This window comes from Paenibacillus sp. Z3-2 (assembly GCF_054161325.1).
In genome coordinates this window covers 5,679,903-5,695,318 of record NZ_CP096397.1, presented here as the reverse complement: position 1 = coordinate 5,695,318, position 15,416 = coordinate 5,679,903, and the positions used below count along the sequence as shown (strand labels likewise).

Annotated in this window: 16 protein-coding genes; 9 read left to right on the top strand and 7 right to left on the bottom strand. The window is 45.5% G+C overall.

Annotated elements, in window-relative coordinates; genetic code table 11:
- Window position 1 precedes the first annotated feature (1 nt).
- The 4 genes from M1D71_RS25620 to M1D71_RS25605 all read right to left on the bottom strand — a co-directional run bounded on the left by M1D71_RS25620 (window position 2) and on the right by M1D71_RS25605 (window position 4,129).
- The gene (locus M1D71_RS25620; protein ID WP_458124204.1) at window positions 2–760 is read right to left on the bottom strand and encodes an ABC transporter ATP-binding protein; all 759 of its coding nucleotides are present in this window, start codon (window positions 758–760) and stop codon (window positions 2–4) included.
- Between the two features lie 146 nt (window positions 761–906).
- Window positions 907–2,355 (bottom strand): HAMP domain-containing sensor histidine kinase, encoded by a 1,449-nt coding sequence (locus tag M1D71_RS25615; protein ID WP_458124203.1) that lies wholly within the window; start codon window positions 2,353–2,355, stop codon window positions 907–909.
- Between the two features lie 20 nt (window positions 2,356–2,375).
- Window positions 2,376–3,077 (bottom strand): response regulator transcription factor, encoded by a 702-nt coding sequence (locus M1D71_RS25610; protein WP_458124202.1) that lies wholly within the window; start codon window positions 3,075–3,077, stop codon window positions 2,376–2,378.
- 224 nt (window positions 3,078–3,301) lie between these two features.
- Complete coding sequence (locus M1D71_RS25605; RefSeq protein ID WP_458124201.1) at window positions 3,302–4,129, bottom strand: AraC family transcriptional regulator; 828 nt, start codon at window positions 4,127–4,129, stop codon at window positions 3,302–3,304.
- 198 nt (window positions 4,130–4,327) lie between these two features.
- Here M1D71_RS25605 and M1D71_RS25600 point away from each other — a divergent pair, with 198 nt between their 5' ends.
- Together M1D71_RS25600 and M1D71_RS25595 are read left to right on the top strand one after the other, a co-directional pair.
- Window positions 4,328–5,104 (top strand): sugar phosphate isomerase/epimerase family protein, encoded by a 777-nt coding sequence (locus tag M1D71_RS25600; protein ID WP_210110083.1) that lies wholly within the window; start codon window positions 4,328–4,330, stop codon window positions 5,102–5,104.
- Between the two features lie 55 nt (window positions 5,105–5,159).
- Complete coding sequence (locus tag M1D71_RS25595; RefSeq protein WP_062836369.1) at window positions 5,160–6,179, top strand: Gfo/Idh/MocA family protein; 1,020 nt, start codon at window positions 5,160–5,162, stop codon at window positions 6,177–6,179.
- A 126-nt stretch (window positions 6,180–6,305) separates the two neighbouring features.
- On the opposite strand, the gene M1D71_RS25590 is transcribed toward M1D71_RS25595, so the two are convergent.
- Together M1D71_RS25590 and M1D71_RS25585 are read right to left on the bottom strand one after the other, a co-directional pair.
- Window positions 6,306–7,253 (bottom strand): aldo/keto reductase, encoded by a 948-nt coding sequence (locus M1D71_RS25590; RefSeq protein ID WP_458124200.1) that lies wholly within the window; start codon window positions 7,251–7,253, stop codon window positions 6,306–6,308.
- 20 nt (window positions 7,254–7,273) lie between these two features.
- A complete protein-coding gene (locus tag M1D71_RS25585; RefSeq protein ID WP_458124199.1) occupies window positions 7,274–8,278 on the bottom strand; it encodes a Gfo/Idh/MocA family protein in 1,005 nt (334 codons plus the stop codon).
- Window positions 8,279–8,396: 118 nt separating this feature from the next.
- On the opposite strand from M1D71_RS25585, the gene M1D71_RS25580 reads away from it, so the two are divergent.
- The 6 genes from M1D71_RS25580 (at window position 8,397) to M1D71_RS25555 (ending at window position 13,045) form a co-directional block, all read left to right on the top strand.
- Complete coding sequence (locus tag M1D71_RS25580; RefSeq protein WP_336764830.1) at window positions 8,397–9,236, top strand: helix-turn-helix domain-containing protein; 840 nt, start codon at window positions 8,397–8,399, stop codon at window positions 9,234–9,236.
- Window positions 9,237–9,342: 106 nt separating this feature from the next.
- Complete coding sequence (locus tag M1D71_RS25575; RefSeq protein ID WP_145325891.1) at window positions 9,343–9,750, top strand: RrF2 family transcriptional regulator; 408 nt, start codon at window positions 9,343–9,345, stop codon at window positions 9,748–9,750.
- A 217-nt stretch (window positions 9,751–9,967) separates the two neighbouring features.
- Window positions 9,968–10,414: a nuclear transport factor 2 family protein gene (locus M1D71_RS25570; RefSeq protein ID WP_458124198.1), complete on the top strand. Its 447-nt coding sequence runs from the start codon at window positions 9,968–9,970 to the stop codon at window positions 10,412–10,414.
- A 256-nt stretch (window positions 10,415–10,670) separates the two neighbouring features.
- Entirely contained in the window at window positions 10,671–11,117 is a 447-nt protein-coding gene (locus M1D71_RS25565) for a LytTR family DNA-binding domain-containing protein (RefSeq protein ID WP_458124197.1), read from the top strand.
- Window positions 11,118–11,129: 12 nt separating this feature from the next.
- A complete protein-coding gene (locus M1D71_RS25560; protein WP_458124196.1) occupies window positions 11,130–11,558 on the top strand; it encodes a DUF3021 family protein in 429 nt (142 codons plus the stop codon).
- Between the two features lie 179 nt (window positions 11,559–11,737).
- Window positions 11,738–13,045 (top strand): alpha/beta hydrolase family protein, encoded by a 1,308-nt coding sequence (locus tag M1D71_RS25555; protein WP_458124195.1) that lies wholly within the window; start codon window positions 11,738–11,740, stop codon window positions 13,043–13,045.
- A gap of 428 nt (window positions 13,046–13,473) precedes the next feature.
- On the opposite strand, the gene M1D71_RS25550 is transcribed toward M1D71_RS25555, so the two are convergent.
- Window positions 13,474–14,853: an MFS transporter gene (locus tag M1D71_RS25550; protein WP_458124194.1), complete on the bottom strand. Its 1,380-nt coding sequence runs from the start codon at window positions 14,851–14,853 to the stop codon at window positions 13,474–13,476.
- A gap of 206 nt (window positions 14,854–15,059) precedes the next feature.
- On the opposite strand from M1D71_RS25550, the gene M1D71_RS25545 reads away from it, so the two are divergent.
- Window positions 15,060–15,383, top strand: a complete 324-nt coding sequence (locus M1D71_RS25545) for an ArsR/SmtB family transcription factor (protein ID WP_458124193.1) — start codon at window positions 15,060–15,062, stop codon at window positions 15,381–15,383.
- The last annotated feature ends 33 nt before the right edge of the window (window positions 15,384–15,416 follow it).

The window sequence follows — 15,416 nt, the reverse complement described above, 5'->3', positions numbered from 1 at the left end:
GTTATTCCTTCCCCGTAACCAAAGCGAAGATGATCGCTTCACGATCCTGAATTTGATGTTCGTCATAGTTGTCAAACTCAAGGATTCCGCCAATCTTGCCGTCTTGAATATAGATTAGGCGATCTGCCCGGCATGCAGCCTTGATATCATGCGTCACCATAACAACGGACTGTCCTTTCCGGTGAAGGTCCGTAAGGATATCCAGAACGGCTGTGCCATGTTCCACATTCAGGCTTCCGGTCGGTTCATCGGCAAAGATGATATCCGGCGAATTAATCAAAGCTCGTGCAATGGCAGCTCGTTGCTGCTGTCCTCCAGAAGTTTGGGAGGGAAGCCGGTTGCTCTGTCCTTCGATATCCATGGCATTCATCAGATGGGCAGCCCTGGATTTGATATCATTCTTTTTGTTTCCCGCGATATATCCTGGCAAGGCAATGTTCTCTTTGATGGAAAGGTCCGGGACCAGGTTGATACTTTGATAGATATAACCGATCCGGCGGGTGCGGAAGTCGGACATTTCTCTTTCACTATAAGCGTCAATCCGTTGGTTACGAAAATAGACCTCACCGGCGGTAATCTGATCCAGTCCGCTTAGCAGATACAAGAGGGTTGATTTGCCAGAGCCAGAGTTACCCATGATGACCGTGAATTCCCCTTCATAGATGTCGAGATCGATATTACGAATGGCATGATGTTGCTCACTCCCGCTGTTGTACGTCTTGCACAGGTTCTGTGCACGAATGATGGTTGTTTTGGACAAGTTGAATCACTCCCGAGTGCAGTATAGGATTCATTCTAGAGGAGGGATGTTGAGGAAGCCTTATCAAATTATGAATAAAGTATTACAGCCAAATGGGTTAAAGTGAAAGTTAAAGACGTCTGGTAAAATAGCCAGGCCGGAATGGCTCAGCAGATGGGCAGGTAGAACCGGAAGGTTGTACCTTGTCCTTCTTTACTAGTGAAGGAAATATGGCCTCCATGTGCTTCGATAATGCTCTGGCAGATGGAAAGACCCAGTCCCGTACCTTCCTGAACACGTTGGTCTACATGGCTAGTCTGGCCTCTGAAATATCGCTGGAAAACAAACGGCATGTCCTGTACACGTATTCCTTGACCCGAATCGGCGATGGTCACTTTCAAGTGCCCGGATTCCAGTTCCGTGACTATACGTATCGTGTCTCCCGGAGCCGTATGCTTGAGGGCATTGGCGGCAAGATTGGAGATGACCTGTTCAATTCGGGTAGGGTCGATTGCGACTAACACATTGGGGATGTGGTTGGATTGAGGTCCGTCGTAGACCAGACCTTTCGTTAGAACAACATGTTCAATAGGTTTTAACATGGCTTCCAGGACAGGACCACTGTACATTTCACGAGGTTCCACCGAAATTTGCCCGAGTTCCTGCAGTGCATGAACCAGCAGGTCCTCCACAAGTCGGGCCGTTTTATCCGTATGGGTCCGCATGACTCTCATATATTCCATCAGCGTCTCCTGATCATTACCTAGCCCTTCCTCAATAGCTTCTATGTATGCTTTTATCGTGGTGATCGGTGTCTTAATATCATGAGATATATTGGTGATGAGTTCCTTTTGTGCTTGTTCCTGCTGGATGCGTATCTCGTTCATATGTTTAATTTCGGTGCGCATCAAATCCAACATGGCGTAGAGGTCGCCCATTTCGTCCGTCTGGTTGTACTGAATCTGTTCTTCATAATTGCCTTTGAGGATGGATTCCGCATGCAGCTTCAATTGATGGATGGGAGAGAGCAGCTGTTTCTCCAGTTTTCGTTTCATCCAAAATAGAAATAAGCTCAGGACCAGTGACAGGAGCAATAGTGCGCTAATCCATATCACTAGAAAAGTCATTGGTTTCTGAACAGTAACCATAGCTGGGGGGATGGAAAAGATCGCATTGCCGATCTGGCTCCCCAAAGGTCCGTCCAGCACGGGAAAGGCAATTTCAAGCAATTCGTTACCATTCGCAGCCTGCGCGGCATGGTGCAGATCATAATGAAGGGATGAACGCAGATTAACATGGGTTCCTTCAGAGGTGGGGACGGAGGACAGAATTACTGTTCCATCCAAGTTCACATAGGTAAGCACAACCCCGCTTTCTCTGGCGGTGGAACGTATATCTTCATGAATATTTTGTTCGTCCAGATGTTGATGATTTTGCTCCAGAGCGAGCAGAGTGGGATTGACCTTGAGGCGAATCTGATTCATAGACAGATTGGACTCATCTGAAATTCGATTTTGGAATAGCATCATCGACAGCGCGAGGATACTTAAAATCATAATAATCAGAAGGCCAAGTGATGTTAACAGCCAGCGTCTGGACCAGGTGTTCAATGACATGTGGATGTCTCCAATCTGGATTATTCGTAATTGAATTTGTAGCCGACACCCCAGACCGTCTTCAGAACAGTGGGATGGGAGGCATCTGCCTCGATTTTTTCTCGTAGTCTGCGAATGTATACGGTTACGGTGTTTTCATCCCCATAGGTTGCATATCCCCAGATGGCGTCAAGCAACTGGGCTTTGGAGAAAACCTGATTCTTATGGCTTGCCAGATAATGAAGTAATTCGAATTCCTTGGCAGACAGAGAAACTTCCGATTCGTTAAGTGTGACCTTATAGGCTTTTTTATAAATCACCAGGTTTCCAAGACGCAGTAGGTCTGTTCGCTCCCGATCCGATGTCATGCTGTCATAACGCCTAAAGTGGGCATTGATCCGTGCCAGCAGCTCGCTTAGCGAGAAGGGTTTCGTCATATAGTCGTCTGCTCCAAATCCAAGACCTAGTACTTTATCGGTATCACTGCCTCTGGCACTCAGAATGAGGATGGGGATATTGTTGCGCCGTCTAATCTCTCGGCACACTTCAATCCCGTCCATGTCCGGAAGCATAATGTCCAGAATAATGTAATCTGGTTGAATAAGCTCCATAATCTGAAGTCCATCTTGCCCAGTGGCTGCCAGGGCAGCTTCATACTGGTTTTTGGTCAGATAATCTCGCAGAATACGCGATATATCCGGTTCATCCTCGATGATGAGGACTTTGCGCGGGTGGGTTAGCATATGTATCGCTCCAGTATTTTTAATGGGAATTCAATGAGATATATGAATGGGTAAGATGACAGTCTTTATAATTGTACAGTCTTGTTCTGTTGGAGTCACATGAAATATTGAAGTGAACATCATTCTTATTAATCGCGGCCTTACTAGTAGCTGTCTATAAGTTTCATCGTATCAAAATAACCCATGAACCTGCTTAAAGGTCATGGGTTCCTGGCACTAATACATCACACACGTTCTAAATCAATAGGTTCATGCTGCTTGGATTTGAGATACTCCGCCGGAGATACACCAAAATGCGCCCGGAATACCCGGTGGAAATAGGAGTAGCTTGCAAAACCGCAGGATTCAGCAATATGCTCCAGTGTCATCTCACTGTATTTCATACGTTCCAGTGCCGCATTCAGACGGATCTCAATCGCATATTGAATCATGGTCTGATTGTAGTGCTCCTTAAATAACCGGACTGCGCGCGACAGGCTGAGTCCGGCATAACGTGCGGCTTCTTCAAGTTTAAAGGTAACTGTGGCATGTTCCTCAATAAAACGTTTTAACTTCAACGCAGAGGAAACTGCCCGATCCGTCTGGATATTCTCGGTGATTGCCCTATCGATATATAGACATAATCCGCGCAGTAATGCATCCTTAAGCTCCGCATTTTCTTCAAGAGGTCCGCGACGTTTCTCCAGTAGCATATTTCGCCATAGGCTGATCAGCTTATCATCCAGTCCAATCCGGCTCACAGTGGATCTTTGCTGCCGTTTCCACCAATTCTCGATCCAATTGCCCTCGCAAAACAGATAATAATCTCCGCTAGACAAGCGTCCTTCTTTATGTGGTTCATCGACCACGAGATGATAATCGTCGCCAGGCTTGAGCAGCAGCAAATCCCCGCTCGTCATCCTGAATTCTTCATCCTGTACATATACTTTGCACGAGCCTTCGGTCTGCAGGCGGAACAGATAGGTTTGCAGCTCGCCCTTCATATTATGAGTGAACGCCTTATAGTGGTATGAGTAGTCGCAGATCAGTACAGATGTCTCTAACGTATCCAAAGATGAAATCCCCCAGTATATGCATCCTGCATACATTCAAATGGGCTACATTTAATAGATGCAAAATGATGGAAATAAAATTTGATCAGATAGTTCATGTTCTGACTATATTGTATATGTTCATTCTAGCCTGTTTTGCGGTAGGATGATACCAGATAGAGCAATGAAAGCAAATTTGAGAACAGAGGTGTATCCTACATGAAAAAACTTAATATTGGTTTGCAATTGTTTACACTCCGTGATGAAACAGCAGCAGATTTTCGTGGTACGTTGCGTAAGGTAGCGGCCCTTGGATATGAAGGCGTGGAGTTTGCCGGATATGGTGACATTCCAGCCGAAGAAATGAAAGCGCTACTAGATGAACTTGGGTTGAAAGGATTCAGCAGCCACGTTTCACTACATGCGATGCGCGAAGACTTGCAAAAACAAATCGATTATCTGAAAACAATTGGTGCACAATATATCATTTGCCCTTACCTGATGCCAGAAGATCGTCCTGAGAATGCAGAAGGTTGGACCAAGCTGTTCGCTGAGTTACAACAATATGGAGCTGAAGCGGCGAAGCAAGGTTTGATCTTCGGTTACCATAACCATGACTTTGAATTCCATGGTCAGGTTGGCGATGCCAATGCCTTTGATGCCATGTTCGCTCAAACATCTCCGGAAGCGGTAAAAGTGGAAATGGATGTATGTTGGGTACAATTTGCGGGACAAAATCCGATCGAGTATATTAATAAATATGCAGGTCGCTTGCCGCTACTTCATCTGAAGGATTTCAGCAAAGACGAACAGGGTCAGATGAAAACGCTGGAACTGGGACAAGGTTCGGTTGACCTGCCGGCTGTTATTGAAGGCGCTACGAATGCAGGCGTGGAGTGGTTGATTGTGGAACAAGACGTATGTCAGAATCCTCCGCTTGAGAGCGTATCCAATAGCTACAACTGGCTGAAACAGAACTATTTGAACCAATTCTAATGGACCATCGAACCATGAAAAATGCTAATCTATTTGTCAAAGGAGACTTATGTACATGAGTAAAATTAAAGTTGCTGTATTCGGCTGTGGAGCCATTGCCGAGCGCAGACATATTCCAGAGTACGCTGCCAATGAGAACGTAGAACTTGTCGCTTTTGCCGATCCGATTGTGGAGCGTGCGGAGAAGATGGCCGAGACTTACGGCGGTAAAGCTTATTCCAGTTATGAAGAATTGCTTGCAAACGAAACGGTTGATGCCGTTAGTGTGTGTACACCGAACTATCTGCATGCGCCAATGGCGATTGCTGCTGCAAATGCAGGCAAGCATGTTTTGGTTGAGAAACCAATGGCAGTATCTACTGAAGAAGGCGAGCAAATGATCGAAGCTGCCAAGAAAAATGGTGTGTATCTGATGGTTGGACACAACCAGCGTCTGATGCCTCCTCATGTCAAAGCAAAAGAAATTCTCGACTCCGGCAAACTCGGTAAAGTCCTGAATTTCCGTACTTCCTTCGGTCACCCGGGTCCGGAAGCATGGAGTGTGGACGGAGCGGAAAGCTGGTTCTTCCGTAAAGAAGAAGCGATTATGGGCGCTATGGGCGACCTCGGCGTTCACAAATCAGACTTCATCCGTTACTTGCTGAATGATGAAGTATCTGAAGTGGCTGGTTTCATCAGCACACTGCACAAGGAAGGCACCAAGGTTGACGATAACGCAACTTGCTTGCTTCGTATGAAGAGTGGAGCAATCGGAACGCTGGTAGCGAGCTGGACGCAATACAGAGCTGGAGACAACAGTACAGTTCTGTGGTGTGAGAATGGTGTTATGAAGATTGGAACAGTGGAAGGCGATGAAGTTATCGTTGAGTTGACCAACGGTACGGTTGAAACGTACAAAGTCGGTGCCATGGCTACTAACGAGAAACAAGTGCCGAGTGGTGTGATTGACGCTTTTGTAGAGTCGATTGTGACCCAAACACCTCCAGCGATTTCTGGGGAAGAGGGCTTGCGTTCCTTGCAAGTCATCCTGGCCGCATTCGAATCCGAGAAGACAGGTCAGATCATTAAGCTGTAATTCAACCGAATGACAGTGCAATTTCTAACATTTTATATGTCTTAATCTATGGTATAAGGGACTTACCTTCAGAGATGTGTTCTGGGGTAAGTCCTTCTGTATTTGTTGATGAATATTTAACTTTCTTTAGATGCCAGCCGGCACTTCACTGCCCAGATCCAGCCATGCTATTTCAGCAGGAGTCAGGGTGATCCGGGACCCTTCGTCACAGGAGAGCAATTCCGCCTGATTCTGGGCTCCGATCAGCGCACAGGTTGGGAACGTCTGATTCAATACATAAGCGAGTGCAATCTGGATAGGTGTTGTTTTCTTCGAATTCGCCAATTGCTCAGCGCGGCGCAATCGTTCCCAGTTGCCGTCACTATAGAATACTCGAACCAGATCTTCGTTATCCCGAACTTCAGGTGTGAATCGTCCAGTGAAGAAACCGCGTGCCTGGGAAGACCAGGACAGCAATGGCAGCTTGGTTTGTTCATGCCATGCGAGCGTCTCTGCATCTGCCGATACACAGCCTTCCCAGAAAGGCTCGTTGGCTTTGGCGAGACTGAGATTCGGACTGCTGAAGGTGAAGCCCTTCAGGCCATTCGCGGCAGCGTACGCATTGGCTTCCTCTAAACGTTGCCAAGTCCAGTTGGAGGCACCGATGGCTCCGATTTTGCCGGATTCAATATGTTCGTTCAGTGCTTCAAGAATAACACTCACAGGGGTATGGGGATCATCCCGGTGCAAGGCATACATCTCTACGTGATCCGTCTGCAGACGCTCCAGACTTTCCAGCAAGTCACTACGGATCGCATCAGCGTTAACACGTGGTCCGTTCTGGTCATGATGCGCGCCTTTGGTGAGGATGACAATCTGGTCGCGGTTACCGCGTTCCTTCATATAACGACCAAGGACTTCTTCACTCTGTCCATCACAATAAATATGCGCTGTATCGACGGTGTTACCGCCAATGGACAGAAAAGCATCCATATTCGCAGCAGCTTTATCGTAGGCATCATGCACGAAATAATCGGTTCCTTTAATCAATCGGGAGACGCGTTTACCTGCACCAGCAATTTCGATATATTCCATAACTCAGTTCATCCTCTCGATTATAGTGTAATTCGTGTGCGTTGTTCCGCTGAACGAAGACAAGCTTCCAGTACTTTCATATTAGCTACTGCATCAGACGGGGCGAAGCGCAGATCCTTGCCCTGAAGGACAGCACGTGCCATATCATCTCCCTGCAGAGAGTAGTGGTTCACTTGCGGGACTTCAATCTCTCTACGTTCACCGCCAGCGGTAACATAGAAGTTGGAGCTACGGTCCTGCTCGCTGACGAATGCGGAAGGGACTTCAATAATTCCTTCGGACCCCAGTACCTCAAGTGTATTGCGGAATGCTGCCCACATGCTGCTGTCAAAGGTCACACCAACGTGATTATCGAATTCCAGGAGTCCCGAGGCCATCATATCGACCTGATCATGCTCTGGGGAGAACATGCCAATAACAGTGGCTGCACTTGGTTCTTGACCAAGCAGCAGACGTGCTACGCTGATGGAATAACATCCGATATCATACAGTGCACCTCCACCCCAATCCCGCCGAAAGCGGACATTGCCGGATGCATTGGAATTATTGAACGAAAATGTACTGTGAATGCCGCGGATCTCGCCAATCTCACCGCTGGCGATGATGTCTCTGATCTGATCGTATCGTGGATGATGGCGGTACATGAACGCTTCGGCCAGCTGCACTCCTGCATCTGCACAAGCTTGAACCATCTCCTGAGCTTCCTGCTCTGTCAGAGCCAGTGGTTTTTCGCACAAAATATGTTTGCCTGCTTCAGCTGCCCGGATCGTCCATTCCCGATGCAAATGATTCGGTAGCGGGATATATACGGCATCAATGGAATCATCCGCGAGCAAAGCTTCATAACTGCCATAAGCCTTGTCGATCCCAAGTTGATCGGCCGTCTGCTTGGCTTTATCCTCGTTCCGACTGGCGATCGCGGTTACTTCATTCAACTCGGATTGCTGCAAGCCTGGAATGACGGATTCCACAGCAATGCTAGCGCTACCAAGAATGCCCCAACGCAATTTTTGAACTGAATTCATGTGTTGTTTCCTCCTGTGTATAAATGTATATTGTGATTATAAGGAATAGATGATCGAATTAAAATGATAATATATTGAAGTTAGTTAACACAATATTGTTGAGTAAGGAGAAGTCGTTATGATGAGGCAAACGGTATTGCTAACCCTGCAGGATATTCCATATTTTTGTTACCCGGAATCCGTCGGACACTATATGGATCATCCCCAGCATTCCGTATTACGGGAGGCCGGCGTATTGAACAATTTTAATATTCACTATGTTGCTGCGGGCAAGGGATACGTGGAAGTGGACGGGGTGGTGCATGAGCTTCGAGCGGGTCAGGCCGTGCTTTATTTTCCGCAGCAACAACAGCATTATTACAGCAGTGAAGATGATCCGTGGGATGTGAGATGGGTGCACTTCTATGGGGAACGTCTGCATGATTATATGATTGAGCGAGGATTGCATCGCAATCTGCTGTGGACGCTACGGCAGCGTAGTTCATGGGAAGAGGCTCATCTGGCCCTGCTAACTGAAGCGGAACAGAACACCATGCTGCGGCCAGCTCAGCTATCCACACTGACCTATGCTGTACTCGCCGAGTTCGTGCAGCATGCGGTACCTTTAAAGAGCACACGCACTACCAGCAAGGCGGAGAGTCGGGTTCTTGCGCTGCTTCCACAGATGCAGCAGGAGGCCTGCCAACCTTTCCTGTTACAAGACTGGGCGGATCTCGCAGGTGTGAGTTCGTATTACTTTTGCAAAATGTTCAAGAGTGCTGTGGAGATGACGCCCATGGAGTTTATCACTCGTTCACGGTTACAGATGGCGAAACAATGGCTGCTGGAACGGCCTACGGCCAATATTGGACAGATTGCGGAGGACGCAGGGTATCCCAATGCCAGTTATTTTAACCGTCAATTCATGGCTCACGAGGGGATGACACCTACAGATTATCGTGGATTGTATCACAATTAACCCAGAGCCTCTCGATGTTCCCAGCGCTTGAAGTGCAGTAGTTTGACAGAGAGCTTAATCAAGTCTATTATGGATAAATTAAATCCGTATATAATGAGGTGCCCTCATGAAATATTCAAAAGCGACAAATTATGCTTTGCACACCATGCTTCATCTTGTAAGTACTGCCCCTGAGCAGCTGGTTAGCGTACACCAACTTGCAGAACTGCAAAAGGTATCCCCAACCTATCTGTCCAAAATTTTGACCAAATTGGTTAAGGCGGGCATGATTGAATCTACTTCTGGCGCCAATGGTGGCTACCGGCTTAGTCGTAAAAATCCCGACCCCTCCTTCTTGGAGATCATTCATGCGATTGAAGGGCAGGCGTCCCTGTTCGAATGTTCTCAGAATCATAACGCAGGCTGCTTGATCCAGCAGGTGATGGTGCAGGCGGAAGAAGAGATGGAGAGTTTTTTGAACAATAAAAAGATGTCAGAACTGGCTTCCCAGATGAAGGGTGCACATACCCTGTAACTTGAGGCAAATGAAGTATCAATGAACGGTATTCGTCTGAAATATCGATTTTGTCTAAATCTTTCCCCATCCTCGTGAGAGGTAAGGAAAGATTTTTTTGTATCGTAGGTATTTCGTTGTGCCTAATAGAAGCCGAATGGTACAATAAGGAAGGTATAGTTGCATACATATTCAATCCAATCTTACATCACATTTTACATCTCTGGAGGGACAACACATGAGCCAATCAACGATTACAGGACTGGAACAATTGCTCGCGCTGGAAAACATTCGGAACACCAAGGCGCGCTATTGCCGCTATATTGATACGAAACAGTGGGATACCTTGGGTGACGTGTTCGCTCCGGATGCAATCGCCGATTTCAGCACAGAAGGCAATCCGATCCCGGTATTAACAGGTCGTGATACGATCGTACAAGTATTCCGTGATCTGGTGGATGTTGCCGTAACCGTGCATCATGTACATAGCGCCGAGGTTGAATTTGTATCCGAGAACGAAGCGAAGGTCATCTCCCCAATGGAAGATTGGGTAACGTTCCCGGAGGGCAATGAGAACAAATCCTTCCACGGATTTGGGCACTACCACGAGACTTTTGTCAAAATCGACGGTCAATGGTATATCAAACATACGAGCCTGAAGCGTCTTCGTTTGGACTTGTTTTAATAGTAAAAACTGTATAGAAAAATGTAGAAGTGAGCATCAATAGAATAATAGCCTCGGGGAGCGTGATGAATGCGTCCTTGGGGTTGTTTTGTTTATTGCGTCTGTGTGAAAGGTTAGTGGAATGAATACAAAGGGCGACGAGCCCTAGAATACAGGCTCTCAGAGCGGTTCTCGACTAATTGGCCTTCTTAGTCCGTCATCTTTCACTGGGAAATGTCCTATGTATGGAATTAAGTTTTAATTCGAATTTTCGAGGGTGATATTTATAAAAATTTTTATTGAAGTAATAGACCATACAGATGAAGAGGAGATCCGCATCAGGTGTCACCAGGTAGACGAAAAAATACATGAGCTCGTTAATAAAGTAAAAACCGAAACGCTCATGATACTTGGTTATCATGAGGATAAGATCAGCCGTATCAAAATTAGTGATATTTATTATTTTGAAGCTGTTGACGGAAAAGTGTTTGCGTATTGTAAGAACACCATTCATGAAGTCAAACAAAAGCTTTATGAACTGGAGGACCTTTGCAAAGAGAAACAATGTTTTCGCGCCTCCAAATCCACCATTCTAAATATAGCTAAGATTTCCAGTATTCATCCGTCGATCAGCGGCCGTTTTCAAGCACTATTGGATAATGGGGAGAAGGTAGTCATATCACGGCAGTATGTGCCAATGCTTAAACACATACTTGGATTATAAAAGGGGACCTATATGAAGTATTCCGAGCTCATAAAAGAAATGATTAGAGATTTCTTAATTATATTCGCTTCTATAATTATAATCATCGCTATTTTACGGCAAATCTATGCTCCTGATGCTAGTTTCGAATTACAGACTATTTTTACAATTATGGCTTTCTCTTTTCTGGGTACTTTGACCGGAATTATTTTATATACGCCACATGCGATTAGCGAGAATAAAATGCGCCTCCGAGTGATTTTGCATTTCTTTTTTCTGGAAGCCCTATTAATTTCTCTGGCTGTTATATTGAATCTTGTAAACGGTACTTTCAGTATACTATTATTGGCTTTGCAAATTGCCGCAGTATACGCTATCGTTCGCCTACTAACGTATAAGAATGACAAAAAGGAAGCTGAAAAGATCAATGAAAGACTAAAAACACTTAAAAACAAGGTTTAGAAGATATACACAAACTGCTCCTAAATAAAGTCGTATTTGCAACGTATGTACACTTCATTGGGTTGTTTCTTACAACTTATTGGCTCTCAGCTACAGCTTAAGCGTTTATGCGTATACACCTGCTCGGCCATTTATTATGATGAACTCATAAAAAGTTGGAGGAGGAGCAGAGAAGTCTTATGGAGATTCTAATACTTGTCGTTACTTTGGTCTCTGAGCTGGCAATTGCGGTTTATTCCATTGCAACCAAGCAAAGCTGCAGCAAGATAAAGAGTTGGACGAGGATCGCAATGTTTATAGGATTCATGATGCTGAGCTTGGGGAAAGTTGTCGTATGGGAGTACACTTGGGGGTTGTTTGCAAGCTTGCTCTTTATATTAGCGTTCAAGGAAATGGTTGCACTTCTGCGCAAACAAACACACACTTCACGTTACAAAGCTTTCTATACGATATGGAAGTTCCTTTTGTTAACACTGACCGTAGTTGTTACTCTTGTTCCTGCATTACTTTTTCCACAGTTTAGGTTGCCGCAAGTGACAGGTCCGTATGCAGTGGCTACCGCCACATACAGCTATGTAGACATGAACCGTATCGAAGAATTTACGGATCAGGAAGACAATCGGTCTGTTAACGTGGAATTTTGGTATCCTGAACAGGCAGAAGGAACCTATCCTTTGCTTGTGTTCTCTCATGGGGCATTCGGTATTAAAGCAAGCAACACTTCTACCTTTACAGAACTTGCGAGCCACGGTTATTTCGTCGTTTCGATTGACCATCCCTATCATTCATTTTATACCGTTTCCGAGGATGGAAAAGTCGTGACGATAAATTCCGAGTACATGCAAGAAGTCAACAATGCAAATAAAGATGGGGTTTACTCGCTTGGTGAGTTTTACGAGCTTACTCAAAAATGGATGAAATTGCGAACGGATGATATGGATTTTGTCATGGATACAATTCTGGAACAAGCCGAGCAAAAAAAAGATTCTGTATATGAACGCATCGATACACAGAAAATAGGTGTCTTCGGTCATTCTATGGGGGGTGCAGCAAGCGTAGCACTGAGCAGAGAGCGCGATGACATTAACGCCGTAGTAAATATAGATGCTCCGTTCTTTAGCGAGCTTGTGTATGATAAAGTTACGAACGAAATAACTGCAAAATCCGAAGCTTTCACCATCCCGCTTCTAAACGTTTATTCGGATGATGTGTGGATACAGCTCTACAGCAGTTCTCCGTATATCGCGAATCGTATTTCGAATGAAAATTTTAAAGATGCATACAACGTTCATTTTAAAGGCGCAAAACATTTAAGTTTAACCGATTTACCTTTATTCTCGCCTATATTGGCAAACCTGTTGCATGAAAGCAGAAAAGCAGATATCGATAAATATTACGCGATTGAAACTCAAAATGAACTCATCCTGCGTTTTTTTGACTATGCTCTAAAGAATCAAGGTCATTTTGCTCCAAAAGCGACGTATTGAGTGTTTGCGTGTGAAAAGAGAGTTTTGAGTCATTTGGTCAAATAATCACTTTCAAAGTAGATTGAAAAAAATATAAAGACCCAAACAGTAATAACGTATCCTTGCTTGCGAGTCAATGTATATGAGGTAAAAGTGGGAAAGAAAAGCGCTTGTGAAAGCGGAATAAATTATGCGAATGACAAAGACGGCAGTGTAGTCTTATCTGCTGGATAATTGAGCTAACGAAAAAAAAGCTCAATAAAAGATAAGAAGGGAGCCGGTCAAATTAGTTAGCAGAGCTGCTCTCAACTAGAGGAGTACAATACGGATCGTTGCAGAAATGCTGACGATCCTTTTTGTATACAATTAAAAACCAGGTTTGGACTGAAGTGGCCCTCACCTGGTTTCTTTGAGATAAATACGATGATGTAACGAGTTAAGATGAGATATTAAATCTGATGACTTGTTTCCGTGACTTTCCGTGACTGCATTCTCAGATAAACCTGAGAGAAAATAACCGATGCAAGTGCGACCACAGTCATACCCCAGAAAATATTAGTGTACGCTGAGGATAGCGGCATGTTTTGCATCGCAGTTAACGCTACACCAGTGACAGCAACGCTGAAAGCACCGCTGAAGAACTGACTAAGTTGGAACAATCCCATACCTGCACCGACCTGATCCATCGTCAGATTGCCAGATAATTCATTGGATACGCTGGTTGTCAGGGAAGAGAAGCCTACGCTGAGCAGGACATATACGCCCATGATGGCGTAGATGCTATTGTCTGCAAATAAGGCGAATAACCCGGCAGCTGCCAGTAGCAGCCATGGAGCAAACTTCAACAGTAACGTATTGCCGTGTCGGTCAATCATTCGACCGATCCGGTTGGACAGCAGCATGGACACGACTGCACCAGGGAAGATGATAAGTCCGGATTGAGCAGGAGTCAGTCCATACAGATGCGCCAAAATCTGTGGCAGCAGGAACAGCGTTGAGAAGTTATTGATGTACGATACAATCCCTAGTGAACTAAGCATCATATATTTTTTGTCTTTGAACAAAGCAGGTTGAACAAATGGATCTGCCGCGCGCCGAATTCGGAGCCAGAACAGAAGCAGTGCCGCAGCACCGATGACAAGCGTGAACCACTGACGGGAAGTCAGGAATAACAGCACACCCGTAGTACCGATGGCGAGAAGCACGGCACCGAGCAGGTCAAATGACCCTTTTTGCGGTATTTCCCGAGGAAGCAGTTTGAAAAATACAGGAATCAAGAATAATGTTAATCCCGTCACGATAAACAGATCATGCCATCCTAGAAACTGGGTAATACTTCCGCCGATGACAGGACCGAGTCCAAGACCCAGCGAACTGGCGGACATGATGACAGCCATCGATTTACCCCGTCGATCATGTGGAATGTATCGAGTAATCAGCACAATGGCAAGCCCCGGAACTGAAGCAGCACCTGCTGCCTGGATCAGACGTGCAATGAGCAGAATGATGAAGTGATTACTGAAAAAACCCAGAACGGATGCGGCACCGAGTAAAGTAAGCCCGGTTGTAAATAATGTACGAATGGGTACGAAATCGGATAGACGTGAGAACGTGATCGAGGAAATGGCAAATACAATGGAATACCCTGTAACGATCCAGGAAGAAGCGACAGATGTAAGCATAAATTCGGCTGCTATTTTGGGCAGGGCCAGATTAAACATCATTGTATTCATCACAACGAGTACAACGGTGAAGCCAAGCAAGCTTACGATTAATCCTTCCTGTATTCCGGTCCGTTCCCCAGATGATGCGGTTGCGGTGTTGTTCATAAAAAACCTCCTGGAGTGATGTGTATTTCGCAACATTTCAGAAACGGTGTGTAACATTTGCAAAATGCAGTATGATGTCAATCCCGTGCCTGACAGCAGGGGTTACATAACGAAATCATTAAAGTTCGATTGGTGTCGAACATTAGAAATATATCATGGATCTGTGTTAAAATACAATGGATAGTCTGAAAAAAGGAGACTACAATATGAAAATTTTACATCATCCACAAGTATCCGATATTGAACTTTCCTCCGTTTTGTATGCGTTGAGCGACCCGACCCGTCTTGGGATTGTTGTGGAAGCAGCGAGAAGCGGGGAGCAGCCGTGCAGTCATTTTCAGGCACCTGTTGTGAAGTCAACGATGTCGCACCACATTCGCACTCTGCGGGAAGCCGGAGTTATTCGGGTCAGAGTGCAGGGCACACAGCATTTTCTCACCTTGCGGTCCGATGATCTGGAAACACGCTTTCCAGGGCTCTTGCAACCGTTATTGCAGGCCGCAGCACAGACGAGCACAGATCCTTCCTAAATGGTGTCCTTTCTTCAAGTAGAAGAGGGGACA